At 60.8% G+C, this 24,794-nt stretch carries 22 protein-coding genes; 13 read left to right on the plus strand and 9 right to left on the minus strand.

Going from position 1 to position 24,794, the window contains the following annotated elements; all coding sequences use genetic code 11:
- Positions 1 to 18 precede the first annotated feature (18 nt).
- From AC6LJ2_RS21660 to AC6LJ2_RS21670, 3 genes are all read right to left on the minus strand, one after another.
- Positions 19 to 1,200 carry a low temperature requirement protein A gene (locus AC6LJ2_RS21660; RefSeq protein WP_263913140.1) on the minus strand — a complete coding sequence of 394 codons (1,182 nt, stop codon included), beginning with the start codon at positions 1,198 to 1,200 and terminating at the stop codon, positions 19 to 21.
- 69 nt (positions 1,201 to 1,269) lie between these two features.
- Positions 1,270 to 2,700: an MFS transporter gene (locus tag AC6LJ2_RS21665; RefSeq protein ID WP_263913141.1), complete on the minus strand. Its 1,431-nt coding sequence runs from the start codon at positions 2,698 to 2,700 to the stop codon at positions 1,270 to 1,272.
- Positions 2,701 to 2,743: 43 nt separating this feature from the next.
- Positions 2,744 to 3,172: a VOC family protein gene (locus AC6LJ2_RS21670; protein ID WP_263913142.1), complete on the minus strand. Its 429-nt coding sequence runs from the start codon at positions 3,170 to 3,172 to the stop codon at positions 2,744 to 2,746.
- 291 nt (positions 3,173 to 3,463) lie between these two features.
- Between AC6LJ2_RS21670 and AC6LJ2_RS21675 the strand changes: the two genes are divergently transcribed.
- The 13 genes from AC6LJ2_RS21675 (at position 3,464) to AC6LJ2_RS21735 (ending at position 15,507) form a co-directional block, all read left to right on the plus strand.
- A complete protein-coding gene (locus AC6LJ2_RS21675; protein WP_263913143.1) occupies positions 3,464 to 4,354 on the plus strand; it encodes a nitrilase family protein in 891 nt (296 codons plus the stop codon).
- Between the two features lie 61 nt (positions 4,355 to 4,415).
- Positions 4,416 to 5,594 (plus strand): substrate-binding protein, encoded by a 1,179-nt coding sequence (locus AC6LJ2_RS21680; protein ID WP_498152154.1) that lies wholly within the window; start codon positions 4,416 to 4,418, stop codon positions 5,592 to 5,594.
- 59 nt (positions 5,595 to 5,653) lie between these two features.
- Positions 5,654 to 6,487 carry a branched-chain amino acid ABC transporter permease gene (locus tag AC6LJ2_RS21685; protein WP_025138367.1) on the plus strand — a complete coding sequence of 278 codons (834 nt, stop codon included), beginning with the start codon at positions 5,654 to 5,656 and terminating at the stop codon, positions 6,485 to 6,487.
- Positions 6,480 to 8,303, plus strand: a complete 1,824-nt coding sequence (locus AC6LJ2_RS21690; RefSeq protein ID WP_498152155.1) for an ABC transporter permease subunit — start codon at positions 6,480 to 6,482, stop codon at positions 8,301 to 8,303. The genes AC6LJ2_RS21685 and AC6LJ2_RS21690 overlap by 8 nt, the downstream gene beginning before the upstream one ends.
- On the plus strand, positions 8,300 to 9,013 hold the full coding sequence (locus AC6LJ2_RS21695) for an ABC transporter ATP-binding protein (RefSeq protein WP_263913146.1): 714 nt from the start codon (positions 8,300 to 8,302) through the stop codon (positions 9,011 to 9,013). The genes AC6LJ2_RS21690 and AC6LJ2_RS21695 overlap by 4 nt, the downstream gene beginning before the upstream one ends.
- 87 nt (positions 9,014 to 9,100) lie before the next feature.
- Positions 9,101 to 10,261 carry a transporter substrate-binding protein gene (locus tag AC6LJ2_RS21700; protein WP_263913147.1) on the plus strand — a complete coding sequence of 387 codons (1,161 nt, stop codon included), beginning with the start codon at positions 9,101 to 9,103 and terminating at the stop codon, positions 10,259 to 10,261.
- A 2-nt stretch (positions 10,262 to 10,263) separates the two neighbouring features.
- Complete coding sequence (locus AC6LJ2_RS21705; RefSeq protein ID WP_025138371.1) at positions 10,264 to 10,911, plus strand: ANTAR domain-containing response regulator; 648 nt, start codon at positions 10,264 to 10,266, stop codon at positions 10,909 to 10,911.
- Positions 10,908 to 12,401: a M81 family metallopeptidase gene (locus AC6LJ2_RS21710; RefSeq protein WP_498152156.1), complete on the plus strand. Its 1,494-nt coding sequence runs from the start codon at positions 10,908 to 10,910 to the stop codon at positions 12,399 to 12,401. The genes AC6LJ2_RS21705 and AC6LJ2_RS21710 overlap by 4 nt, the downstream gene beginning before the upstream one ends.
- Positions 12,402 to 12,654: 253 nt before the next feature.
- Positions 12,655 to 13,062, plus strand: a complete 408-nt coding sequence (locus AC6LJ2_RS21715) for a carboxymuconolactone decarboxylase family protein (RefSeq protein WP_498152157.1) — start codon at positions 12,655 to 12,657, stop codon at positions 13,060 to 13,062.
- Positions 13,063 to 13,071: 9 nt separating this feature from the next.
- Positions 13,072 to 13,680 (plus strand): LON peptidase substrate-binding domain-containing protein, encoded by a 609-nt coding sequence (locus AC6LJ2_RS21720; protein ID WP_498152158.1) that lies wholly within the window; start codon positions 13,072 to 13,074, stop codon positions 13,678 to 13,680.
- Between the two features lie 124 nt (positions 13,681 to 13,804).
- On the plus strand, positions 13,805 to 14,626 hold the full coding sequence (locus AC6LJ2_RS21725; RefSeq protein WP_498152159.1) for a ParB N-terminal domain-containing protein: 822 nt from the start codon (positions 13,805 to 13,807) through the stop codon (positions 14,624 to 14,626).
- A 16-nt stretch (positions 14,627 to 14,642) separates the two neighbouring features.
- Positions 14,643 to 14,816 (plus strand): hypothetical protein, encoded by a 174-nt coding sequence (locus AC6LJ2_RS21730; protein WP_498152160.1) that lies wholly within the window; start codon positions 14,643 to 14,645, stop codon positions 14,814 to 14,816.
- A gap of 127 nt (positions 14,817 to 14,943) precedes the next feature.
- A complete protein-coding gene (locus AC6LJ2_RS21735; protein ID WP_498152161.1) occupies positions 14,944 to 15,507 on the plus strand; it encodes a hypothetical protein in 564 nt (187 codons plus the stop codon).
- A 203-nt stretch (positions 15,508 to 15,710) separates the two neighbouring features.
- On the opposite strand, the gene AC6LJ2_RS21740 is transcribed toward AC6LJ2_RS21735, so the two are convergent.
- From AC6LJ2_RS21740 to AC6LJ2_RS21765, 6 genes are all read right to left on the minus strand, one after another.
- Positions 15,711 to 16,628 (minus strand): HNH endonuclease, encoded by a 918-nt coding sequence (locus AC6LJ2_RS21740; RefSeq protein ID WP_498152162.1) that lies wholly within the window; start codon positions 16,626 to 16,628, stop codon positions 15,711 to 15,713.
- A 391-nt stretch (positions 16,629 to 17,019) separates the two neighbouring features.
- Positions 17,020 to 17,622 carry a DUF4145 domain-containing protein gene (locus AC6LJ2_RS21745; protein WP_498152163.1) on the minus strand — a complete coding sequence of 201 codons (603 nt, stop codon included), beginning with the start codon at positions 17,620 to 17,622 and terminating at the stop codon, positions 17,020 to 17,022.
- A 459-nt stretch (positions 17,623 to 18,081) separates the two neighbouring features.
- A complete protein-coding gene (locus AC6LJ2_RS21750) occupies positions 18,082 to 19,053 on the minus strand; it encodes a hypothetical protein (protein ID WP_498152164.1) in 972 nt (323 codons plus the stop codon).
- A gap of 85 nt (positions 19,054 to 19,138) precedes the next feature.
- Positions 19,139 to 20,299 (minus strand): hypothetical protein, encoded by a 1,161-nt coding sequence (locus tag AC6LJ2_RS21755; RefSeq protein WP_498152165.1) that lies wholly within the window; start codon positions 20,297 to 20,299, stop codon positions 19,139 to 19,141.
- A gap of 141 nt (positions 20,300 to 20,440) precedes the next feature.
- Positions 20,441 to 22,162 carry a UvrD-helicase domain-containing protein gene (locus AC6LJ2_RS21760; protein ID WP_498152166.1) on the minus strand — a complete coding sequence of 574 codons (1,722 nt, stop codon included), beginning with the start codon at positions 22,160 to 22,162 and terminating at the stop codon, positions 20,441 to 20,443.
- The gene (locus AC6LJ2_RS21765) at positions 22,159 to 23,880 is read right to left on the minus strand and encodes an ATP-dependent nuclease (protein ID WP_498152167.1); all 1,722 of its coding nucleotides are present in this window, start codon (positions 23,878 to 23,880) and stop codon (positions 22,159 to 22,161) included. Before AC6LJ2_RS21765 ends, AC6LJ2_RS21760 begins: the two co-directional genes overlap by 4 nt.
- Between the last annotated feature and the right edge of the window lie 914 nt (positions 23,881 to 24,794).

Below are 24,794 nucleotides of genomic sequence, written 5' to 3' on the forward strand. Positions count from 1 at the left end.
CCGGGCCGCGAGCCGGGTCTACAGTGAAGCGTGGCGATGCGCTCCGCGCCGCGACAGGCTTTCCCAGGTGGCCACCGCGATCATGATCAGCGTCGTCAGCCCGCCCACCATCAGGTTGTCGGTCACGAAGGCCACCGGCGCCAGCACCGCCAGCAGCACCAGGCCGACGACGTGCGACAGCGGAAAACGCCCGTACACCACCGTTTTGTAGATGCCGTTGCCCAGCAGGTACAGCGCCGGGCCGCCCACCAAGGCCGCCGCGGCCGCCGGGGTGATGCGTCCGTCCGGGTGCAGAATCACCAGTTCATTGGCCACCGCCGACACGATCACCCCGGCAATCAGAATCACGTGCACATAGTGGAAATAGGCGCCGACCCGGCCCGGATCGGCGTGGTGGGCGATGGCATGGCTGCCGTCCTTGCTGCTGGTGTCGAAGTACACCCACCACATGGCGGCTGTGCCCAGAAAGGCCGCCAGCAGCGCGATCAGGGTGGGCGCATCCCAGTGCGGGTGCTCGCCCAGCGTAGCGCCGGTGATCAGCAGCGTTTCGCCCAGCGCCACGATCACGAACAACTGGCAACGTTCGGCCAGGTGGCCGCCTTCGATGGTCCAGTCGCGCGTGGTCGAGCGGCCCAGGCCCGGCAGCCAGAACCCCGTCATGGGCGACAGGTATTCGCAGGCCACCGCCAGCGCCCACAGCACCAGCCGGGCATTGCCTTCTGCCAGCCCGCCCGCGATCCACAGCACCGCTGAAATGCACAGCCAGCCCAGCATGCGGCGAAAGTTCGGCGCCAGCGGATGCGACGGCCCCAGGTGCAGCACCACGAACAGCGTGCGTCCCACCTGGATCAGCACATAGCTCACCGCGAAGATCAGCCCGTTATCGCCAAACGCGCCCGGCAGCACCGCGGCGGCCACCAGGCCCGCCAGCATCACCGCGAACAGCATCAGGCGCATCGGCAGCGCGTCGGGGTCGAACCAGTTGGTGACCCAGCAGGTGTACTGCCACCCCAGCCACACCGCGAACCACAGCACCAGCGTGTGGAGGGCGCCCATCAGCGTCAGGTCGTGCAGCAGGCTGTGGGACAGCTGGGTGACCGCGAAGACGTAGACCAGATCAAAGAACAGCTCGACGAAGGTCACGCGGGCTTCGTGGCCGTCCCGGCGGCGCAACAGGTTGGCGCTGGCAAGGAATGTCATGGCGGTGGGCTTCCGGTAGAAGGGGCGTCGCCAGATTACTGCAAGCCCCTTGCCGCCGCCGTCAAGAATTTAAAAGTCGTGGGCCGGCAGCTCGCGGTTGCGCGACCGCACCAGCGCGCCGCTCAGCAAACCGGCCACCGCGGCGATCCCGGCGCCCGCCAGAAAGGTCAGCTGGTAGCCGCCGTTAAGCGCCACGACCGGCGCCGCGCCGCCTGCCGCCAGCGCCGTGGTGCGGGCCGCGGCCAGGCTGGCCAGTACCGCCAGCCCCAGCGCGCCGCCCATCATGAACGCGGTGTTCACCACGCCCGACGCCAGGCCGGACTGGCTGGGTTCCACATCGCTCATGGCCGCCAGCAGCATGGGGTTGAAGGCAATGCCCGCACCCAGCCCCAGCAGCAGCATGCCCGGCAGCACGTCGGCCACGAAGCTGCCGTCGATGGGCGCGCGGGCAAACAGCGCCAGCCCCAGCGCCGCCAGCAACAGGCCCGTGGTCAGCGGCCCGCGGATGCCAAAGCGCATCACCAGCTTGGCCGACAGCCCCAGCGAAAACGCCGCCATGATCAGGTTGGCCGGCAGAAACGCCAGGCCCACCTGCATGGCGTCGTAACGCAGCACCTGCTGCATGTACAGCGCCGATACGAAAAACCAGGCAAACATGGCCGCCGCCCACAGCACGCCCACGACATTGGCCGTGGCCACGTTGCGCAGCCGGAACAGCCCCAGCGGCATCAAGGGCGCCGCCACGCGGGCTTCGATCCCCAGAAACAGCGCCATCAACAGCACCGCCGCGCCGATCAGGCCCAGCGACTGCGCCGACGTCCAGCCGGCCTCGTTGCCGTTGACCACGGCATACACCGCCAGCATCAGCGATGCCGTGACGGTCACCGCGCCCGCCACGTCCAGCTTGCCGCCCGCCGCCTGCGCCTTGGCCGCCGGCAGCAGCCGCAGGCACAGCGCATACACCAGCACGCCAATGGGAATGTTGACCAGGAAGATCCAGTGCCACGACAGCGCGCTGGTCAGCAAGCCGCCCAGCAGCACGCCGATGCTGCCCCCGCCCGCACAGACAAAGCCGTACACGCCCATGGCGCGGGCGCGTTCGCCGGCCTCGGTGAACAGGTTCATGATCAGCGACAGCGACACCGCCGACACCACCGCGCCGCCCAGCCCCTGCGCCGCGCGGGCTGCGATCAGCAGGCCCTGGCCCTGCGCCAGGCCACAGGCCAGGGACGCCACGGTGAACAGTGTCAGTCCCGCCAGGAACATGCGGCGATGGCCCAGCAGGTCGCCCAGCCGTCCGCCCAGCAGCAGAAAGCCGCCGAAGGTCAGCATGTAGGCGTTCACCACCCACACCAGCGACGTTTCGGTGAAATGCAGGTCTTCGCGTATCGAGGGCAGGGCGACGTTGACGATGGTCGTGTCCAGCACGATCATCAGCACGCCCAGGCAAAGCACCATCAGGGCCCACCAGCGTTGCTTGCCGTGTATGCCATGCGTCATGGGTTGGATCCTTCGCCGCGCGGGCGGGTAGTGTTGGATGGCCCTAGTGCGTCAAGCGCCCGCCGCTGATCATCCAGCGGGTCTCAAAGCGGTCGATCAGCGCGCCATGCGCTTCGGCCCAGAAGGTTTTCTGCAGCGGCATGGTAACGCTGCCGCCTTCCGCCAGCATGTCAAAAATGCGGTGCGCGTCCGATACCGTGGGGTAGGCCAGCGACAGCGCCATGCCCTGCTTGCCGGGGTAGGGGTGCCCGGCGGTGGCGTCGCTGGCCATCAGCAGCTGGTCGTCCAGCGCCAGGCGGGCGTACATGATGCGTTCGGAATCCTGCGTCGACAGGTCGGGCATGGCGGCGTCCAGCGGCGCGTCCTTGTAGCGCAGCAACGCTTCGATCCGCCCGCCCAGCACGCGTTCGTAGAATTGCATGGCCTCGGCGCAGTCGCCGTCGAAACTGAGATAGGCGGATAGTCTGGGCATGGGGTTCCTCCGTGGGCCGTGACGCGTTCGGGGACGCAATCCCGCATTTTCACACTGGATGCCGAGTCCGGGAAACCTCTTATTGTCCGCGGCGCCGGCGCATCCCTATGATTCGCCACAGGATCAGCGTTGATCCGAACGCGCAGGGCCCCGGCCCGCGCCGCAGCACCCGGCAACACCCCGCAGCAATGATTGCTGCCCGAACTTTCCGTCTGGCTATAGCAGCCCCCGACTCACACGCACTGCGTGGTCGGGGGCTTTTTCGTTTTCAAATCCGCAACAGGAGACCGCATGCAAGTTTCACAGCCGCAGGACGACGCCCCGTCCGCGATCCGGGTGGCCAGCGTGCAGACCGCCCCGCAGATGGGGTGCGTGGCCGCCAACCTGGCGCGTTCCATCGAACTGGTCGAACAGGCCGCCGCCCAGGGCGCGCAGCTGGTGGTGCTGCCCGAACTGGCCAACACCGGCTACATGTTCGAGAGCCGCCAGGAAGCCTTTGCGCTGGCCGAAACCGTGCCGGACGGCCCCAGCGCGCAAGCCTGGATCGCGCTGGCGCAGCGGCTGGGCATCTATCTGGTGGCCGGCATTGCCGAACGCAGCGGCGACCGGCTCTACAACGCCGCGCTGATCGCCGGCCCCGCCGGCTACCTGGGCACCTACCGCAAGCTGCACCTGTGGGGCGACGAAAACCTGTTCTTCGAACCCGGCGACCTGGGCCTGCCGGTGTTTCACACCGAACTGGGCCGCCTGGGCGTGGCCATCTGCTACGACGGCTGGTTTCCCGAGGTCTACCGTCTGCTGGCCATGCGCGGCGCCGACATCGTGGCCGTGCCCACCAACTGGGTGCCCATGCCCGGCCAGACGCCCGACGGCCCCGCCATGGCGCATGCGCTGGCGATTGCCGGCGCCCACAGCAACGGCCTGACCGTGGTCTGCGCCGATCGCGTCGGCACCGAACGCGGCCAGCCCTTCGTGGGCCGCAGCCTGATCGTCGGCTCGCAAGGCTGGACGGCCGCCGGCCCCGCCAGCTTCGACCAGGAAGAAGTGCTGGTCGCACCCGTCGACCTGGCGGCCTCGCGCCGGGCGCGGCAGCTCAACGCCTTCAACCACGTGCTGCGCGACCGGCGCTGCGACCTGTATGACGAACTGCTGGGCGCCACCGACGCGCCCCGGCAGGGCTGAACCCGACTCTCTTCACACCCCACGTACAACGGCGGATAGCCGGCCCCCAAGGAGAAATTCCATGACGTTCTTGCAGCGCAGCTTCCCCAGCAGTTTCCTCACCCGACTTTCCTTCGTCGCCTTGCTCGCCGGCGCGGCCGGCGCGCAGGCCGCCGAGCCCTTGCGCATCGGCGTGCCGGTCGGCCTGTCCGGCGCCAACAGCGTGGTCGCACCCGGCGTGGTGCAGGCCTCGCAACTGGCCGCCGACGAAATCAATGCGGCCGGCGGCATCCTGGGCCGCCAGGTCGTGCTGGAAATCGCCGACGACGCCTCGGGCGCGGTCGGCGCGCAAAAGGCCTACGACACGCTGGTGTTCCAGAAAAAGGTGGATGCCATCATCGCCATGGAAACCAGCGCGGCCCGCAACGCGGCGCTGCCCATCGTGTCGCGCGGCAAGGTGCCGTACATCTACACCTCTTTCTACGAAGGCCGCTCGTGCAACCGCTGGATGCACGTCAATGGCTGGGTGCCCGAGCAGCAGGTGGCGCCGGTGGTCGACCACTTCATGAAGGAGCGCGGCGCCAAGACCTTCTTCCTGGTGGGCAGCGACTACGCGTTTGGCCGCGGCATGCTCAAGTTCACCCGCGAATACATCGAAAAGCAGGGCGGCCGCGTCGTGGGCGAGGAATACCTGCCCATCGACGGCTCCGACTGGACGCCCGTCGTGTCCAAGATCCGTTCGGCCAACCCCGACGCGCTGATCAGTTCCACGGCCGGCGGCGGCCCCAACGTCAGCCTGGCCAAGCAGGTCAAGGCCGCCGGCCTGACCATGCCCTATGGCAACCTGGCCATCGACGAAGCCACCGCCAAGACCATGGGCGACACGGCCGTCGGCATGTACCTGTCGGCGTCGTACCTGACCAGCATCGATACCCCGCAGAACCGCAAGTTCCTGGACGGCCTGAAGGCCAAGTTCGGCGCCGACGCCAAGACCGCCAACGAATTCTCGGGCCCGCAGTACGAAGCCTTCTTCCTGTACAAGGCCGCGGTCGAGAAGGCCGGCAGCACGGATTCGCAGAAGGTCGTGCAGGCCCTGAGCGAAGTCTCGTTCGACGGTCCGCGCGGCCCGGTCAAGATGGATCGCCAGCGCCACGCCGCCCTGACCATGCGCCTGGGCCAGGTGCAGCCGGACGGTTCCATCAAGATCCTGCAGACCTTCAACCAGGTGGACCCGGGCGCGCAATGCCCGGACCTGAAGTAACGCTTCCTGGCATGACGCAACACGCGCCGCCGGCCGGGCCGGCGGCGCTGGAGAGCACTATGGGTTTGATGCTGGACATCCTGAGCACGGCCGCCATGCTGTTCATCGTGACGGCTGGGCTGATGATCATCTTTGGCGTGATGAAGATCGTCAATTTCGCGCACGGCGCCATCATCACGCTGGGCAGCTACGCCAGCCTGGTGGTCACGCAGCTGGGGCTGGACCCCTGGCTGGCGCTGCCCTGCGCGCTGGCGGCCGGCGTGCTGGTGGGCATGGCGGTCGAACGGCTGATCGTGCAGCCGCTGTACAAACGGCCGCTGGACGCGATCCTGGCCACCTGGGGGCTGGGCATCGTCATCGGCCAGCTCATCACCATGGCCTTTGGCCGCGAGGTGCAGTTCGTGGATTCCCCCATCCAGGGCGCCGTGCCGTTCCTGGGCACCGAATATTCCGCCTACCGCCTGTTCCTGGTGCCGTGCGCGCTGCTGCTGTATGCCGCCATGACGCTGCTGCTGAACGGCACCCGCTTCGGCGTGCGCACCCGCGCGGTCATCATGAACGAAGATCTGGCGCGCGGCCTGGGCATCAACGCCGAACGCATCCGCTTCACGACCTTCGGCCTGGGCGCCGGGCTGGGCGCGCTGGCCGGCGCGCTGATCACCCCGCTGTCCAGCGTGGACCCCGGCATGGGGCTGCCCTGGCTGGTCAGCGCCTTCATGCTGGTGATGGTGTCCGGCAACTCGATCACCGCGCTGCTCGTGACCTGCCTGGTCTACGGCGCCTGCCAGGTGCTGGTGAGCGTGTACGTCAGCCCCATCCTGGGTGGCGTCACCATCGCCGTGCTGGCGGCCCTGACCCTGCGCCTGCGTCCCAAAGGATTCGCCCATGACTGAACCCTCTCTAGCGCAACAAGCGCCGGCCGCACCCGCCGCCGACGCCCGCCGCAGCGCGCGGGGCCGCGACCTCTTGTGGCTGTCCGTGCTGTGCCTGGCCCTGACGGTCGCCGGCCCGTGGCTGTTCGACACCTACCTCTTGAACGTGCTGATCAAGGCGCTGTTCTTCGCCGTCGCCGCCGTGACGGTGGACATCCTGTGGGGCTACACCGGCTACCTGACCTTCGGCCAATCGGCCTTCTTCGGCGTCGGCGCCTATGCCGCCGGGCTGGCCTTCACCCACTACGGCTTTTCACCCGCCACGGCCGGGCTGGCCGTGCTGGTGGCCGTGGGCGGGGCGGCCCTGCTGGCCCTGGTCACCGGCTGGCTGTCGTTCTACCGCGGCGCCTCGCCGTTCTTTGCCACCGTCATTTCGCTGGTGCTGCCCATCGTGCTGACCCAAGTAGCGTTGTCCGGCGGCACCTACACCGGGTCGTCCTCGGGCCTGACCGGCTACGACACCTTCGACCTGTCGCTCGAAGCCTGGTACGTCATCGCCGCCGGCGGCCTGTCGATCGTGTCGCTGCTGGCCTGGGTGGCCGTGCGCAGCGACGGCGGCCGCATCCTGGTGGCGCTGCGCGACAACGAGGCGCGTTGCAGCTACCTGGGGCTGAACACCGCCCAGTGGCGCATCGCGCTCTTGGTCGTGTGCGGCGCGGTGGCCAGCCTGGCCGGCTTTGGCTACGGCGCCTTCAGCGGCGTGGTCGCGCCGGAACTGACCGGCTTCGTCTTCGGCACCGAACTGATCATCTGGGTGGCGCTGGGCGGGCGCGGCACCATCTGGGGCCCCGTGCTGGGCGCCATCCTGATCAACGTGGCCGGTTCCTACCTGAGCGGCAACCTGCCGTTCGTGTGGCAGCTGCTGCTGGGCGTGACCTTCATCCTGGTCATCCTGCTGCTGCCGCGCGGCCTGTTGCCCTTGCTGCTGGCGCCGCTGCGCAAGCGCCGTCCGGCCCCGGCGCCGCACCTGGCGGCCCGCCCGCTCGCGGCCGCAGGGCAGGGCGGGCCGGCCGCCCCGCGCGCCCTGGCCCTGTCCGGCGTCGCCAAGCGTTTCGGCAGCCTGAAAGTGCTGGAAGGCATCGACCTGCAAGCGCGCGGAGGGGAACTGCTGGGCCTGATCGGCCCTAACGGCGCCGGCAAGACCACGCTGATGCGCTGCATCGCCGACGGCGCCGAACGCACCGACGGCCAGGTCGAACTCTGCGGCCATCCCGTGCGCCGCGATGGCCCCGAACAATGCGTGCGCTTCGGCCTGGGCCGCAAGTTCCAGAACGCCAACATCTTCGACACCCTGACCGTCGCCGAAAGCCTGCGCATCGCCACCACGCTGCGCGAGCGCCCCTCGTGGCTGCGCCGCGCGCCCCAGCTGGCGCTGCCCGCCTACGCCCTGGAGGTCCTGCGCATGACCGGCCTGGACCAGCAGTTGGACAGCATCGCGCGCGACCTGTCGCACGGCCAGCAGCAGGCGCTGGAACTGGCCATGGTGCTGGCCCTGGAGCCGCGCGTGGTGCTGCTCGACGAACCCACCGCCGGCCTTTCCAAAGACGAACGCGCCCGCATCGGCCAGGTGCTGGCGTCCCTGGCCCACACCCACGGTCTGTGCTGCCTGCTGGTCGAACACGACCTGGACTTCGTGGCCGAAGTCGCCACCCGCATCATCGTGCTGCACCAGGGCCGCATCGTCATGGACGGCAGCTTCCGTGAAGTCGTCGAATCCGAACTGGTGCGCACCATCTACGCCGGCAATGCCCCCACGCCCCAAGGAGCCCCGACATGACCCCCGCCACCCCGGCCCTGCACCTGGAAGGCGTCGCCAGCGGCTACAAGGGCGCCGTCGTGCTCAACGACATCTCGCTGTCGGTGCCCAGCGGCGCCTGCGTGGCGCTGTTGGGCAAGAACGGCATGGGCAAGAGCACGCTGCTCAAAACCGTGATGGGCTACCTGCCCAAGCTGCGCGGCCGCGTCCAGGTGGGCGGCATCGACGCCACCCGCCTGCGGCCGCACGAGGTCGCCCGCTGCGGCGTGGCCTACGCCGCCCAGGAACAGCCGCTGTTTCCCGACCTGAACATTCGCGACAACCTGCGCCTGGGCCTGGCCCACGACAAACTGTTCGACGAACGCTTCGGTGAAATCGCCGACCTGTTCCCCGTCTTCGCCAGCCGTTTGCGCCAGCAGGCCGGCACCCTGTCGGGCGGCGAACAGAAAATGCTGCTGGTCGCCCGCGGCCTGATGCAGCGGCCCGCCTTGCTGCTGCTGGACGAAATCACCGAAGGCCTGCAACCGTCCGTCATCGACCGCCTGGGCCGCGCGCTCAACTGGGAACGCGAACGCCGCGGCACGTCCATGTTCATCGTCGAACAGAACGTCGCGTTTGCCCTGGACGTCGCCGACCGCTACCTGGTCTTAAAGCAAGGCGCCATCGTCGACCAGGGCGAGGCTGGCGCACCCCAGGCGGTCGGCCATATCATGGACCACTTGAAGGTATGAAACCCGCCCGCATGAACCTTGACGCGTGGCCCCCAGGCCGCCCCGTTCCCGCAGCCCCCGCGCCGCGACTTTGCAAAGGATGCCGTTATGACCCCCCGCAATGACAGTGACGCCGCCGGGCAGGGGTGGCGCATCGGCGTGCTGTACTCGCGCAGCGGAGTCACCGGCACCACCGAATCCCAGCACTTCTTCGGCACCGTCCTGGCCGTCGAAGAAATCAACGCCCTGGGCGGCGTGCTGGGCCGCCCGCTCGAACCCGTCGTCTACGACCCCCGCAGCGACAGCGAAGAATACCGCCGCCTGGCCGCCCGCCTGCTGCTCGACGACGAAGTCAGCGTCATCTTCGGCGGCTGCACCTCGCACTGCCGCAAAGCCATGCTGCCCGTCGTCGAACGCAGCAATTCGCTGCTCTGGTACGCCTCGGTCTACGAAGGCTTCGAGTATTCCCCCAACGTCATCTACACCGGCGCCGCGCCCAACCAGGGCAGCATGCAGCTGGCCGCCTACCTGATTCAGCACTGCGGCTCGCGCATCTTCCTGGTCGGCGCCGACTACATCTACCCCCGCGAAACCAACCGCATCATGCGCGACACGGTGGAAGAACACGGCGGCGACATCCTCGACGAAACCTACCTGCCGCTGGGCTGCGACGAAAGCGACATCATCGACGTCGTGCGCGACATCCGCCGCATCCAGCCCGACGTCGTCTTCTCCACCCTCATCGGCGACGACGCCCAGCGCTTCTACCGCCGCTACCACGAAGCCTGCCAGGCCGACCCCGCCGCGCCCCACATCCCCATCGCCAGCCTCACCATGGCTGAATCCGAGGTCGCCGAGATCGGCGCCGAACTGTGCGTCGGCCACATCACCGCCGCCACCTACTTCAACACCGTCGACACCCCCGCCAACGCCCACTTCCTGGCCCGCTGGCACGCCCGCTTCGGCGACCGGCCCGCCAGCGTCTACGCCGAAAGCGCCTACAGCCAGGTGCACCTGTTCGCCCGCGCCCTGCAACGCGTCGGCAGCATGGACACCCGCAAACTGGTCCAGGCCGTGCACCAGGTGGGCTTTGACGCACCCGAAGGCCGCCTGTCCATCCTGGCCGAAAACAACCACTGCGTCCTGACCCCGCGCATCGGCGTCTGCCGCGCCGACGGGCGCTTCGACATCGTCTGGCAAAGCGGCGAACCGGTAAAGCCGGACCCCTACCTGACCGCGTTCGGCCTGGACGAATTCTGGTTGAAATAAGCATGGACCATAGCCTTCGCCGCCTTTATGAAGACCTGCGCAGCGTCGCGGTCGCCGTGGCCTATCCGCCCGGCGAAGACCGCGACCTGCTGGTCGAACAGCTCAAGCGCATCGGCTGCCGCATCCACCTGTGCTGGCCGTTCCCCGACAAGCCCCCGGCGGGCGCCGACGTCGTCTTCTTCCAGGTCTCGCAATGCGGCCAGAACAGCTCGGCCTGGTCCGCCAGCGAGGTCGAGGCCACCCTCATCGCCCTGTCCGAATACGAAACCCCCACCACCTTGAAGCAACTGCTCAAGAGCAACGCGCACGGCGTCCTGACCCGGCCGTTCCGGTCCGCCGGCATTCTCAGCACCCTGGTCCTGGCGCGCTCCGCCAAACAATTCCAGAGCCGCCAACAGAACAAAATCGACAAACTCGAAAACACCATCAAGGCACGCCGCGTCATCGAAAAAGCCATCCGCGTGCTGATGGACCACCAACGCCTGGACGAGCGCGCCGCCTACGAACACATGCGCACCCGCGCCACCGGCCTGCGCGTCAGCGTCGCCGAGGTCGCCGCCATGATCATCGAGGCCAGCGAAGCCATGGAAAAACTGGGGCTGGGCGGCGCTGCACGCCCCGACCCCACCCCCGGAGGAGGCAAGGCATGAAAGTCCTGATCGCCCGCATGAACCACGAGACCAACACCTTTTCGCCCGTGCCCACGCCGTTGTCGGCCTTTGGCAACGACGGCCCCACCTACGGCGCCCAGGCCTACGAAGAAAACAAAGGCAAGCGCACCGCCATGTCCGCCTTCATCGACCTGGCCGAGGCGCGCGCCGCCACCCTCGTCACCCCCGTGTCCGCCACCGCCTACCCCAGCGGCCGCGTCGACGGCGACGCCTACCGCCAGCTGTGCGACCGCATCGTCGCCGGCGCCCACGGCTGCGACGCCATCCTGCTCGACCTGCACGGCGCCATGGCCGTCGAAACCACCGACGACGGCGAAGGTGACCTGCTTGAGCGCCTGCGCCAGCAAGCCCCCGACGTGCCCATCGCCGTCGCCCTGGACCTGCACGGCAACGTCACCCAGAAAATGGTCGACAACGCCGACGTCATCATCAGCTTCAAGACCTATCCCCACATCGACATGTACGAAACCGGCGAACACGCCGGCCGCATCCTGTTCGACTGGCTGTCCGGCGGCCCCCGGCCCACCATGGCCTGGCGCCGCCTGCCGCTCATGAGCCACACCCTGCGCAGCAACACCGCCGAAGGCGCCATGCGCCGCGCCGTGCAAGCCGCCCGCGGCGCCGAAGCCGGCGGCATGCTGGGCGTGTCCGTGCTGGCCGGCTTTGCCCTGGCCGACATCCCCGATCCTTGCCTGAGCGTCATCGTGGTTGCCGCTGGTGATGCCGCCGGGGCCGATCGCGTCGCCGCGGGTCTGGCCGCCGCCATCTGGGAAGACCGCGACGGCTTTGTCTATGAAGCCGAACCCCTGGCCGCGTCCCTGGACCGCGCCGTCGCCGCGGCACGCGGCGCCGATCGCCCCGTGCTGCTGCTGGATCATGGCGACAACTGCATGTCCGGCGGAACCTGCGACACCATGGACGTCCTGATGGCCGCCGTCGACGCCGGCCTGACCGGCATCGTCGCCGGCCTGTACTGCGACCCGGAAGCGGTCGAGGCCATGATCCAGGCAGGCGAGGGCGCCCGCGTCGAATTGCCCGTCGGCAACAAACGGCCCATTCCCTCCATCGGCCGCCCCGCCGCGCCCGTCACCCTGCGCGGGGTTGTGCGCGCCATCACCGACGGCACCTACGTCATCACCGGCCCCACCTACACCGGCCAGTCCGCCTGCATGGGCCGCAGCGCCGTCCTCGACATCGGCGCCGCCCAGCTGGTGGTCACTGAAAGAACCCACGAACCCTGGGACCTGGGCGTCTTCGAAAGCCTGGGTATCAACCCGCGTGAGGCTCGCTTCATCCTCGTTAAGTCGCGCATGTACTGCCGACCGGTGTTCGTGCCGATTTCGTGCGCCTTGATTGAATGCGACAGCCCGGGGGTGACCAGCTCGGATTTCTCGTTGTTTCCGTATCAACGGAGAAATCGACCGCGCTATCCGCTGGATCCGTTCAAGCCGGCGTCGGTTTCGCCGTGACGGTGTTCGGTTTGTCTACATGACGCTGTTCAGCATGTTTCCCTGAAGCCGTAGGGCACTTTCGCAGGGGGATGCCTTGCAGCTTTTACAAGAAGTCGCCGGGTGCCCCCCTCAGGATGGCCGTGTCCAATATTCCCTCCTGAATGCGTCAGACGCTCGGCCCGCAGCTTGAACCGCGCCAGCCTTTCCAGTTCAATGGAACATTGCGCGGGCGGCACTCCGCCGCCCGCCGGTTTTCCTGTCGGAGTGGCGTATGGCAACGGTGCATTTGCTGTCGGACGAAGAAGTCCGCAAGAATCCCCAGGCGTGGGCGGTGTTCGAAGATATCCGCGCCACCCGCAAGTCCGATTTCGTCAATAACTTCTGGCGCGCCCTGGCCAACGACCCGCCGCAACTGGAGCGCGTCTGGGCCCAGCTGAAACAAGTCATGATGGCCGAAGGCGAACTCTCGCCCCTGGTCCGCGAAATGATCTACATCGCCGTCTCCACCGCCAACGGCTGCACCTACTGCATCCACTCCCACACCGCCGCCGCCCGCGCCAAGGGCATGACCGACGGCCAGCACGCCGAACTTCTCGGCGTCATCAGCATGGCCGCCCAGACCAACGCCCTGGTCACCGCCATGCAAGTCCCCGTCGACGACGCCTTCGCCGTGAAGTAGGGCGGCGCCGTGGCCACCATCCCGCTGTTCCCGCTCTCCAACGCCCTGTTCCCCGCAGGCGTCATGCACCTGCGCATCTTCGAAGTCCGCTACCTGGACATGATCCGCCGCTGCATCGCCGACGGCACCGAATTCGGCGTCGTCGCGCTGCTGGCGGGCAACGAGGTGCGCTCCCCCGAAGGCACCGAGACCCTGGCGCCCGTCGGCACCCTGGCCCGCATCGACACCTGGGACGCGCCCATGCCCGCGCTATTGCAGTTGCGCTGTGTAGGGACAAGCCGTTTTCGGCTGGTTTCCAGCCAACTGGCAAAATACGGTCTTTGGATGGGCGAAATCGAACCCATCCCCGACGACCCGATCCTTCCCGTACCTGCCGCCTTGCAACCCTGCGCCGACGCGCTGGGCAGTTTGGTGGCCCAATGGCAGCAAGAAGGCCTACCCGCAGAGAGCATGCCCCTAGCGCCGCCGTACCGCCTGGATGAGTGCGCTTGGGTGGCTGATCGCTGGTGCGAATTGCTGCCGATGCCGGCGGTTGAGAAGGTTCGGTTGCTGGCGCTGACGGATCCGGAGGCGCGTCTGGCGGCGGTGCATGCTGCGCTGGATGGTCGGCTGCCGTAAAGCGGGGTTGACGTGAGCGACCGGGGAAGGGCGGCCTAGCCACAGCAGAAGCTTGGCCTCAACCGGCCGTAACGGGTCGCGGCGGAACCGCAGCGGGTCGGGCAAGCATTATTTTTTGGACACCATGAATATAAGAATCGACGAAGGCCTGCGCGCCTATATAGACCCCTTGACGGACGACGAGCGCGAGGCCCTCGAACGCAGTCTGCTGGCTGAAGGCTGCCGCGACGCCCTGGTCCTGTGGGGCGATTTGCTGGTCGATGGTCATAATCGCTACGCCTTGTGCATGAAGCACGGCATTCCGTTCGAGACCCGTCAGAACACCTCGTTCAAGTCCATGGAAGACGTGCATCTTTGGATGATCGAAAACCATCTGGGCCGGCGCAGTGTCTCCGATTTCCAGCGCGGGGTGTTGGCCCTGCGCAAGAAAGAAATCCTGCAGTCCCGCAGCGTGCCGCCTTGGGAAGACGACGGCAGCACCCCGCCGCCTCCGATTCCCCCCGCGCCGCCGGCTGCTGCGATCAGTCGCCAGACCTTGGCGCGCGAAGCGCGGATCAGCAGCAGCACTTTGGGCCAGATAGAGAAAATCCAGAAAGCCGCCGCGCCGGAGTTGGTGCAGGCGGTCAAGGATGGAGCGATTTCCATCAACGCCGCTGCGGCAGTGTCCACATTGCCGCCAGAACGCCAGGCTGCCGCGGTAGCGGGCGGCAAGAAAGAACTACAACAAGCCGCCCGAGAAGTCCGCCAGGCCAAAGCGCCGCCGCCGCGTGAAGCGGTGCCGGATATTCCGATTGAGAATATTGCTGACCTGCCGGCGGAAGTGGCCAGGTTGCGGGAGTTGCTGGCGCGGTTGACGGATGAGCGGGATCAGTTGAAGAAGAAGATCATGCATTTGACCGTGGCGCTGGCCGAGGCGCGCAATGCCACCGGCAGCGGCGACGACTGAAAGCCTGGAGAAAACCGTGCCCCAATTTTTTCCTGAAGACCGTCTCGACGCCTGGTTCGACGGTTCGGCTATATGCGTCGTGGCGGTTGGTACGCATGGAGATCCGTTGGATCTGGGCGAGGAAGAGGTTAGGGCGCTGATTGCGAAGCTTGAGGTTTGCTTGGCGCAGGCTAAAGGCGTTGATCAATAAGCCACGTTTGCATCGAGCCGGGGGCAATTTCGGCTTCCGGCCAGGAGCCGTTGATCGTGAGCGTCGGCATTTATATGGCCTGTCGAATCAGCCAACGTAATCAGCATGACAAATGCTAGGCATAAAAATGGACACTCTCGACTTCGCTTTCGCTGAATCTCATGAGTCCAATGACCACGAGGTGCGTCCACTGGTCACGGACATTGATATTTTGAAATCGCTTAGTCCAAACGATCTTGGTCTCGACCCGCCTGAGTTCTTTGGCCAGTCCGCGCTTTGGGCTGGCGGGAAGCTTCTTATCGGAAGATGCCGTTGCGGTGTCATTGGCTGCGGAGATCAGATTGCAGACGTCGAAGTGCGCAGCGATCAGGTCGCTTGGCTTCTGCCCCAAGGTCGTCGCGTCGTCTTCAACAAGCAGCAATACGAAGCGGCTCTCGCGCAGGGCGCAGTGTCGACTAGTTGGGAGTCACTAGAGCGAACGGCTGAAAGACTCGTCAGCGGCCTGGACTTTTCCAAGCGGGCCGAGCGTGGCTATGTCTTCCAATGGGCCTCAGCGAGAATCAACAAGGGACAGATAACGCTTTCGTTTGGTGTCGGCGAGCGCCAGGCAATAATCGATGTTGGATGGAATCAACGGGATCCAGAAGACGCCCGAAACAGCGTTCTGTCATGGATCGCTGCTGATGCTTAATCCGTTATTCCCGTGCATCTCTTGGTCGATCACTGAACGCAGTTGACAGGTTGAAGGACCGGAGCGGGAAATCGTAGTCTGACACCATTTTTTTGTAGGCCGGCAACCCTACAAAAATATAGCCCGACACCATCTTTCAAAAACGTAGTCTGACACCTTATTCTTGAGGGTTCCGGCCCAAAAACCGTAGCCTTAGGCCACTTTCATGGTGGGCTGCTGGAGTGTGTACGTCTGCGCTGGATATGTCTCGCCAATGTAGGAATGGAAATCATTGGATTGTTTCTATGAATCATTCGATGGCAATTCGAGCAAACTATTGCCAAATCTTTTAGTTCTGTTTTTACTAAGCCGTCTGCTTGAGATAATGGTTTAAGGTGATGTACCTCGCAAAACTCATTTCCAATTTCTCCGTACGTTTCTTTGAAGTCAAAACCACATGCCTCGCAACAGAGTTTCCCTTTCGCAAGGATTGTTGCGTGCTTCTTAGCCTTAATGATCGCATTATTTCGCTCTCGTCGTAGATGCGCTACGAGGCGAGGATTCCCTTCAAGAGTAGATTGGGATTGATCTAGGTCGGGAAGAGCAGAAGTCGTTTCACTATTGATAAGGGAAATAACGCGATTCACTATAGCTTGGCTCTCCTCTTTATCTGCGTACCAGACATTACTTTGGCCAATTCCACCTTTTACTGCTCGTGGAATAATTAATTCTCTTTGGTTAGTCGGGAGTAATACCGCTTGATCGGCAGGGGCCTTGATTCGGAAGCTGTGTATTCTATTTTTTTTCTGAAGAGCATTTGGCCTAGAGATTTTCTGAGTCTCGCGAAATACTGTTGCGTGGTTGTACCAACCAACGACAACGGTTCCCCCACTCGCAGGTCCGGCTGTCCAGACGACCGTTATGTCACTTACAAATTCGTCTTTTTTGCCAGCACCCAATTTTTCAATCTTGATCTTGCCAGTAGGTTGTACGTATCCGTAGACAGTGCCAGCGTTATTGCTGAAGTTGCAGACTTCATGGCCCGTTGAATGCTGATTGTATTCACCCCCTCGTTCGATTGTGTCGCCGTCAATGCCGTTGTAGTAGTTCATCCATCCGATATTGCAGAACAGGAGCGGCATATTGATTTCCAAGGGCTAAAAGGTAAAAATTTCAGTTTCAGTCTATATCTTTTATGGGGTTGTGACTAAATATTTTACTATTGTCGTTGCTGAAGATTAATTTCAATTATTGTGAGAATAAGGCGTCAGGCGATGTCTTGGAAGAACGCTCGTCTCGAAATCGTAGTCTGATACCTTATTGCTGCTCAATTTGCACACGCCAAGACCTTTCTTGCGTGGTCAAGCTGCGCGGGCTAGGTCCAGGAAGCTCTGCTGTCCGACGCTATGTATTGGAGAGGATGTCCCGTGGGTGTCGATTTCCGCCCAACAAACTAGGAGCGTCATATGCCGTATTTCTGATGCTTCATGCATGAATTAAGCTGGCGCCGATGACGGTCCGCCGGAAAAAAAATTATGCAGCATTGCCACGACGCTTCTTGAACTGCTCGAAGCGATCTCGATAGGAAAAGAGGTAGTCGAGAATAGCATTGGTGAATTCGATCGCGTCTTTGGCATCCAGCTGGGAAATCGCGACATTAACCCCATGTGCCGCTTCGTTTCCGACCGCTCGAAGAGCATCGGACCACTCAAAAAGGCGGTCATCGATGAGAGTCTGTTCTTTCATCTTTTTTAACGACGCGCTGAGGCTGCGCTCCTCGACACCATGGGCCGCGCAAATTCCTTCTAGCGTCTTACGGCACATTATTGCGGATGCTGTGAATGCTTGTGCGCGATAGCATGTGCATGCTTCTTGAAAGGCAGCTCGAATTTCAGTCGGAGCACTCGGATTTACACGAATGTCACCCTGAGGGAAAACCACAAAAGGCGTATCCAATTTGTCACCTTCGGCCATATTCCCTATGTTGGTTTGACCAACAAGAATTGGTTCTTGGCAAGACGTACAGGCGAGCAAGGAATAGCGTCTAGAAGGCTCCAGCCCTTCGAAATGGCGCCAATAGGATCCAGCTTCCTTTGCTTCAATGTACTGCCGGCAGTTCGAACATTCGACGATCATGCAACGCCTTTCTGTGCGACGTAATGTATTTAGACTGCGAAACCCGCAGGATAAGCTGAACCGTGCTGGACAGTATGAGCACTGATTGCACCTGGAAGTACGTTATCACCCAGGCTTGTATCCAAGTATACAAATTCCGCAAAGCTGGGCAAGCATCTGCCAGCGCATTGTAGCTTGCCGGCAGGCAGGGACAGGGTTCTCCAATATTACGTTTCGAGCCGCGATCAAGCCGCGATTTGAACCAATGACAACTTTGAGATCAGGCAGTATCGTCGGCTTAGCGTCGGACGTCTATCGTTAGAAATAAGTAAAATAACGTGTGAGACTACGTTTTTCTGGAAGTTCCGAATACAGTTTTGACGATTGCCCTCGTCACACCGTCTACACGAATAAGGTGTCCGACTACGTTGTAGATTTTCTTCTAGGCAGGGGCTTCGAAAACGTAGTCTGACACCATTTTTAGCAATTCCCTTTGAGTGTGCCCCATGCGCTGCAAATTCTCCCCCAGCCTGTCAGTTTATAACCCATCCCGGTATACGGGTAAGGAGTGGCAGGTGGTTGAATAGCTCCAATATGAATCGGCGTATAGTCATTCAGGAATTTGCGAGCATGATTTGGGTTTTTGTAGTAATCCCATGGTTGTAATTTTTTCTCATCAAAACGAATGGCCTCGATAGGGATGGTTATTGCTCCAGTTGGGGAGCGGTTGATAATCAGCCATTCGCCGGATTCCCCCCCTCTATCGCTAAAGCTGCTTCCGGGTGATTCCATGCTCTTGATAAGATTTGAGCAGCACAATACATCGGAGGCCGGAATGCACAGATGCAAAGAAATGGGATAGTGAGCATATGCGCCATCATCACCAAATTGGTTGAGTGAATCCATGTTGATATCAATTGTATCTAGGCCAAGAGTTTTTGCCGACTGCCAAGCTGCGATTATGGTATGCCCGTAGTTACTGATATGCGTGCGCGAGTCTGGTGCACAATAAAGTCTGCGCCCTAGAGTGATGGATTTCAATCCGACTTCTGTGAGGTTCTTCTGAGTGTGTAAATAGATGTTGCGTGTCTCTTCAATCAATTTATTCACGCGGGCAGGGGTAAGGTCGGGTAGTAGCGTTCTCATACTGACTTTGCTTGAATCGGCGATGGGACCAGACAAGATTCGATCTTCGCAATATGGAAATCTATAAAGGTCAAGGGCTTGACGAACGAGAAAGGTAAGCAACGCATAGCCGGTTGATTGTTTTGAATACCATACACCATGCATGTATTCGCCACTGTTGAGCCTTGTCGACCACATCAGTGCAGCTTGTAGAATCTCATCGTGGATGAAGAACTGTTGTTTTTTAATCCGCGCTTTCCATTGATCTAGCGATTCCTCCTTGAGACGATTCAGCGAGAAATATTCATCTTGGCTAGTGAAGGGCATCTTAATATGAGATTATTTTCTGATGTGGAGTGAGTTCAATATTTTTTTATGGCTACATGGCACGACATCTCTCCAAAGTCTTTTTTTAGGATGAGATTTGGAGCTTCCGCACGACCACCGGAACAAAAGTAGTCTCCGGGTCTTTCTCTTTTAATTCGAAACGAAGTGAGCCGCTCACTATGCTGGTATCTTGCTTTCGAATGATCATCGTGTGTTTTTTTAAAGCTACCCCTTGCCCGGTAAGCCATCTCAGCACTTTGTTTGCTTCTTCTCGAATTAGTGGTTCATCTGCTGTTTTGTAAGACCGAGTGTAGTAGTGCTCTATAGAGCCCGCAACGACGTCCGCGGCACTTAGGAGATCGAGGTGTTGGGGATCTGCCTCTTCAAAGGGAACTGCGCCACCGATAGTTCCTAATTCATGCTTGCAGTAGTGTGGAAGCAGATTCCCAAATAGGTTAAGCACATTCATGTGCTGCTCTTCGGTCGGTGCGATTGAGTCGTGGTCTGTCATCCAGAATACGTGTTGTCCCGGCTTGGATAACAACGCTACCAAGTAGGCTGGGAAATGCACGATGCGTAATATTTTTTCCGCTACGTCCGGCTTCCACGATCCAAAGCCAGCATCTCCGAGCGTTTTTGTTATGAATTGGTGTGCGATTTTTTCTTCTTCCCCAAAAACTGAGCCAACAGATTTTTCTATTACGACAGTTAGCAAAAGTCCGTTGACGAGGTTGCTAAGGTTTTTCAGGTAGTCGTCTAATGCACGGCTTATTGGACCATAACGAAAGTCCTTAAAGGATATTTCTTTAAATGGCTCGTTAAGCTTGAATTTTTCGCGAAGCTGCTGCATGAATTTATGAAAAACACCAGTTTGGTTCCATGCGCAAATTAGAAAACTATATGTGAGGTATTTGCTGTCATGGCTTTCTCCACCGTAGTCGGAATAAATCGCGATGCTGGAGTTTTCATCTCGCAAGTTGGGAAGAAGTAGTTCTTTTCGCGTCTCTTGAGCTATTAACTGTTTCTGAAACTCTCGGATAAACCAGGGGTAGTCCTCACTATCAGGAATGACGTGGAGGTTTGCGCCATGTAGGGTTAGTTTCTCGGCGAGTTCGATCAGATTCTTTGGTGCGCCTGTGGATGAGACGGGCGACTGCTTTTTTCCTGAAAATTCATGCTTTCTTGTGAAAGGCGAGCCAAGCATTCGTATTGCTTTGGTAATTTCGTGAAGTTTGAAATTTTTCATGCTTATGTTCTTTTTCTTGTTCACGCTATGAGGTCCCCCGTGAAGCCATCGCTACGTTCAGCCTTCTTCTTCAACGGCACTACCATAATCTTGGTTCCCATGATATGCCCCGCGTACAGAATCATGAATAGTTCCGACAATTCAGGACCAATCGCGGAAGCCGGCGTCCCTGAAGCGCTTGATTGACGCAGCCTTTGTTGTGTCTGGCAGGGCTACTACCAACAGATCTCTCGCTCTCGTCAGGCCAACGTAGCCGATCCGCCCATCCTCGTGGATCGGCCCGGCAAGAAGCTTGGATACGTCGATTGACCGCAGTAAGTACAAGACCGCATCGATGCTCTGTCCTTTTGCTTGATGAACAGTTCTGACGGGGGGAAGTGGCACGGTCGAGGTGGCGAGGTCCTGGGACCACAGCGGTTCGCCGGTCAGTTCTTTTGACGTGACCCCGTGCCCCCACTTTGCGATGCAAGGCAAACTGCATTTCGTTTCCAGCGTCGCCAGCAATGGCGTTAGATTCGCCTTCAACTTCGGGAGCCATTCACTTTTGGCGTTCAATGACGCCGGCGGGATACCCGTGGCAGGCGTCCTGAGGAAGGCCCAGATGATGCGTCGCACGGCTTTTGCCAGAAGGTCGTCGGTGCCGTTCAGCACTGCGGCCCTGAGGGTCGACGGAGGCCTGTCTAGCAACCGAAACACGCCGTCAACTGCGTGGGTGAAGGCGTCCGAGGCGTCATCGTCTCGATCGCGACTGAGGGCCGCGCGCGCGAAGTGCTTCGTGGCTCCCTGACCACAGCTGCTCCCCGATCCTGCGATGAGAGACATGGTGTCTCTGGCTCTGCAGAGTACCGCAGCCGAGTCGTGGGCATATCCGTGGTTGGCAAGTACTTCAGCAAACGTTGAGCGGACCTTAAAGAGTTCTTCGTCTTTGTAAGTCATCAGATACGGCCCATTCTTGCGATTTGGGGCGGGTCTAGCGGAGAAGTATTTCGTTCCGCTAAGTTTGTTGGTCACGTCCACCAGCGACTGGATCGAGCGACGGTTCTCCGACAGCGTTTCCTTCTGACCCGTGATCCCAGGATCAAAATTGCGTAGAAAGCTGCCGTCAGCGTGGGCGAACTCATAAATTGCCTGGTTAGGATCGCCCACAAGCGAGACAGTCACCCCTTCTGCGATGAGTAGCTCCAGCAGGTATTCGTGTACGCTACCGACGTCCTGTGCTTCGTCGATCAGTATGAAGGGGTAGAGTTGCGCGAGAATTCTGAGCAATCGCGGCCGATCCTCCAACGTGTTGATCGCCCAGTAGCGACCAAGGTCGTGGGTATAAGCGCCTGCCTTGCCCAATTTCCCAATCGCTGCGCGCGCTGTGGAGTCGTTGACGGGAACAGTGTTACCACGCATGGCCGTGTTGAAGAAGTTCCACTTGGTCCCGTTTAAGGCAGCGGAGAGGAACTGGATCTCTTCGTTGAATTTCCCGTTGAAGAAGGTGAAACCCTTCAGAAATGGTTCGTGACCGTTCACTAAGTACGGCCTTTGAGCGCACTGCATCGTTGACGCCGCATGGGGGGAGATGATGTGCGACGTTACGAAGGCGTCGACCGTGCATATCAGTACTCGGCTCGACAATCCGTGCTGCCCAGCAGTCAACTTCGCGTATTCGGCCCGGAAGGTTTCAACTGCGACGTTTGAATAAGAGAGCAGAGCCACGTATTGCCGAGAGGCGCCAAGCTGCCGGCGGATTTCGGCGAGCCTCCGTACAGCCGTCGCCGTCTTTCCGCTGCCGGCGCAGGCTATGACGCGCTGACTAACGAGGCCTGCCTCAATGATCAGCTTCTGCTGCGGAGACGGCACAAACGGCCCTGTCATGGCGCTGTCACGTACGCCAGTGCATCGGCGATATAGGTCGGCGTTGTAAACGACACCGCTGAATCTTCGATGACGGCTGCAAGTGCCTGTGCAAACTCGCCCTTCTTAACGTTACTGACAGTAGGGCCGCGATCGAACATTCCGCGAAACAATTCGCGCGGCTTGTCTGCGGCCACTGCTGCATCGACTTTGGCCTTTAGATCTGCGGCAATGCCAGGATGGATATCTGCCAAGGCAGTCAGCATGTGCGTCTGGTTCGCAGGAAGCAACGCCAAGTCGTATTCCAGCGTGCGCGCGGCGAAGTACACCTTGATGTGGGTGTTTGCGAGCTTGGCAATCGCCGTTGCTGCCGCAGACAGTGTCAGCGTAGCACTTGGGGCAGGGTAACCTGGTGTGTCAGCGTCGGTCAGTATGGCAACTCGGACTGGGATCGCACCATTGCCGAATAGGGGAGCGAAGCAATCGAAGTTCAGCCCTTCTGTACTCAGGATCGTCACAGAGTGCTCACGCAACTTGATGCCCATCTTTGCTGCAATGGCGTCGACCAGAAAGCGCTCGGCCGCTCCCTCGACGAGAATGAGCCGACGCGCAAAAAACAAGTCCGCACGCGTCACGTCGAGGTAGCGCTGGAGTTTCTCTTTTTTCTTTGGCAGGAAGGTGGCTTCCCTCGGAAAGAACGCGCCAATCTTACCTTCGCCCTGATGCATGCAGGTCAATGAATCGAGCTTCGCCGCGCTAGCGAAATGTGGAGAATGGCTTGTGACGAAGACCTGAACTGGTTTTTGTCCCGGTACGGGCGCTTCGATGGCCTGTAGGTGGTCCAGCAGCACGATCTGCAACTGAGGGTGCAGGTGAGCCTCAGGCTCTTCGACAATCAAAGCCTTGTACGCTGCATCTGGGTTTAGGGCTAGCTCGCTCAGGACAACCGCCATGTAGATCAGGTTGTTGTACCCCAGTCCGTTCTGCTCGATGTCGAGCCCTTCGACTGCAAGCGCTAAGCGCGCCGCCAGGCGTTGAAACTCGGGTGGCGTCAGGCCGATCTTCAGTGCCTGTTTGAGCGTTGAGCCAAGCATCGCAACATGGCGAGTTTCAATCGCAGATTGGGTCTTCGCGACGGGTTTCTCGACTTCTAGCTTCTCTTCGAATTCTTTCAGCAGCTTGACGAGTTCTTCCTTCTCGCTGTCGCTGGCGAGCCGATCAATGAGGCGTGCTAGCTGGCTGCTACGGCTGGGCTTGAGTCCGGACGCTGGATCGCGCAAGGGAGGCAGATAAACTGCCCGGAGATCTTCGAGCATCTCTGTAGTGATGCTGTTCTCTTCATGGTCGCCGCACCAACGTTTGGGACGCATGCGACCGGTCGTTCGATTAGTGCTGTATCGCACCCACAGATGTGCTTCGTACTTGTCGGGCGCATCCGGTGCGGCTGGCATTGGCTTCAAGGCCGGGAGAAAGTCCGCCTCTTCATCCAGCGAGAGATCTCTGAACACATAGTGAAAGGTGATCTCGGTAGCGGCGTGTCCGCTCGATGTGTGGAGGTCGTAGAGATCCACTCGGAGAGCACCTTCTTCCGCAGTTGTAAGTAATGCGCGCAGGCCATCCACTACCGCAGTCTTGCCGACGTTGTTGGGACCGACCAGCACATTTAGTCCTGGTTTGAATCGAAGATCTAGTTCTTCCACCCGTCGAAATCCTTTGACATTCAAGGCAGCCAAATACATTTATCCTCCCTGTTCTGACATCAGATAGACTGTCCTTCTCGTTGAAATAAAACCGTGCCGAATGGCTAATTTGCTCTTTGGGATTGCCCGCCTAAAGGCACCATCTAGGATAATAAATGGAATATTAAATTTCTGAAACGGCCGTGCGCCCTGGGATTTGCGGAGTGGTGTTCAGCTAAACCTGCCACACGGTTAGCCGTGAGCTGCTTCATCCGCCGAGAATCGATCTCTTCCATCTGAGCTTTCACTTTCGGCCAGAAGTGGAAGTGGGTTATCGGAAAAAATAGAAGCCATAATTAGCCAAAATTAGGAGACGTCAACAAAAATGACAACGACTGGCGTAGTGGCGCCTTTGCATGGTTTCCAGTGGAATGAAGCCGAGGGTGATCCAGGGTTCAATCGCGGAATGCTTACGCTGATTGCTTTAAGGTAGTGAGACTACGACTTTCGCTGAAAGCTTTTGCCGGTATAGAGCTACTGAAGGTTGGATCGAAGGGTTTTAGGGAAAAGGCCAGACGCTTGCACTGGGTCATGGTCAGCAATCCCGGCCATTGCGAACGATTCCGCCAGCAGCAAAAATGTCCCACTCTGCAACTCCTCCTTATCAAAGTAATTGTGTCAGACTACGGTTTCGTCGGCCAAGTTATGAATATCCGTCGACCGTTGCTTGATAGACTTCTCGTGTATGTGGAAACGAAAGATTTGATCTGCGGGCTCTAGAGGAAGAGGCGGGTTGCCCCGACTGGATCGTAGCCAGCAATCTTGGCTACTGCGAACGCTCGGCAAGGGGACTGTCAGTATTTTTGTGTTTAAGGCAGTAAATGCCTGACCGAGGTTTGGTCAGGCCTATCGATGCTATCTCAGCGATACGGGTCAGTGAAGCGTTCGGCATAGATGATGGCGAACTGGTTCAT

The organism is Achromobacter sp. 1014246743, from assembly GCF_059760725.1.

Coding starts and splice junctions, on each gene's coding strand:
- AC6LJ2_RS21660 (WP_263913140.1), bottom strand. CDS start 1,200: ATGACATTCCTTGCCAGCGCCAACCTGTTGCGCCGCCGGGACGGCCAC.
- AC6LJ2_RS21665 (WP_263913141.1), bottom strand. CDS start 2,700: ATGACGCATGGCATACACGGCAAGCAACGCTGGTGGGCCCTGATGGTG.
- AC6LJ2_RS21670 (WP_263913142.1), bottom strand. CDS start 3,172: ATGCCCAGACTATCCGCCTATCTCAGTTTCGACGGCGACTGCGCCGAG.
- AC6LJ2_RS21675 (WP_263913143.1), top strand. CDS start 3,464: ATGCAAGTTTCACAGCCGCAGGACGACGCCCCGTCCGCGATCCGGGTG.
- AC6LJ2_RS21680 (WP_498152154.1), top strand. CDS start 4,416: ATGACGTTCTTGCAGCGCAGCTTCCCCAGCAGTTTCCTCACCCGACTT.
- AC6LJ2_RS21685 (WP_025138367.1), top strand. CDS start 5,654: ATGGGTTTGATGCTGGACATCCTGAGCACGGCCGCCATGCTGTTCATC.
- AC6LJ2_RS21690 (WP_498152155.1), top strand. CDS start 6,480: ATGACTGAACCCTCTCTAGCGCAACAAGCGCCGGCCGCACCCGCCGCC.
- AC6LJ2_RS21695 (WP_263913146.1), top strand. CDS start 8,300: ATGACCCCCGCCACCCCGGCCCTGCACCTGGAAGGCGTCGCCAGCGGC.
- AC6LJ2_RS21700 (WP_263913147.1), top strand. CDS start 9,101: ATGACCCCCCGCAATGACAGTGACGCCGCCGGGCAGGGGTGGCGCATC.
- AC6LJ2_RS21705 (WP_025138371.1), top strand. CDS start 10,264: ATGGACCATAGCCTTCGCCGCCTTTATGAAGACCTGCGCAGCGTCGCG.
- AC6LJ2_RS21710 (WP_498152156.1), top strand. CDS start 10,908: ATGAAAGTCCTGATCGCCCGCATGAACCACGAGACCAACACCTTTTCG.
- AC6LJ2_RS21715 (WP_498152157.1), top strand. CDS start 12,655: ATGGCAACGGTGCATTTGCTGTCGGACGAAGAAGTCCGCAAGAATCCC.
- AC6LJ2_RS21725 (WP_498152159.1), top strand. CDS start 13,805: ATGAATATAAGAATCGACGAAGGCCTGCGCGCCTATATAGACCCCTTG.
- AC6LJ2_RS21735 (WP_498152161.1), top strand. CDS start 14,944: ATGGACACTCTCGACTTCGCTTTCGCTGAATCTCATGAGTCCAATGAC.
- AC6LJ2_RS21740 (WP_498152162.1), bottom strand. CDS start 16,628: ATGCCGCTCCTGTTCTGCAATATCGGATGGATGAACTACTACAACGGC.
- AC6LJ2_RS21745 (WP_498152163.1), bottom strand. CDS start 17,622: ATGATCGTCGAATGTTCGAACTGCCGGCAGTACATTGAAGCAAAGGAA.
- AC6LJ2_RS21750 (WP_498152164.1), bottom strand. CDS start 19,053: ATGCCCTTCACTAGCCAAGATGAATATTTCTCGCTGAATCGTCTCAAG.
- AC6LJ2_RS21755 (WP_498152165.1), bottom strand. CDS start 20,299: ATGAAAAATTTCAAACTTCACGAAATTACCAAAGCAATACGAATGCTT.
- AC6LJ2_RS21760 (WP_498152166.1), bottom strand. CDS start 22,162: ATGACAGGGCCGTTTGTGCCGTCTCCGCAGCAGAAGCTGATCATTGAG.
- AC6LJ2_RS21765 (WP_498152167.1), bottom strand. CDS start 23,880: ATGTATTTGGCTGCCTTGAATGTCAAAGGATTTCGACGGGTGGAAGAA.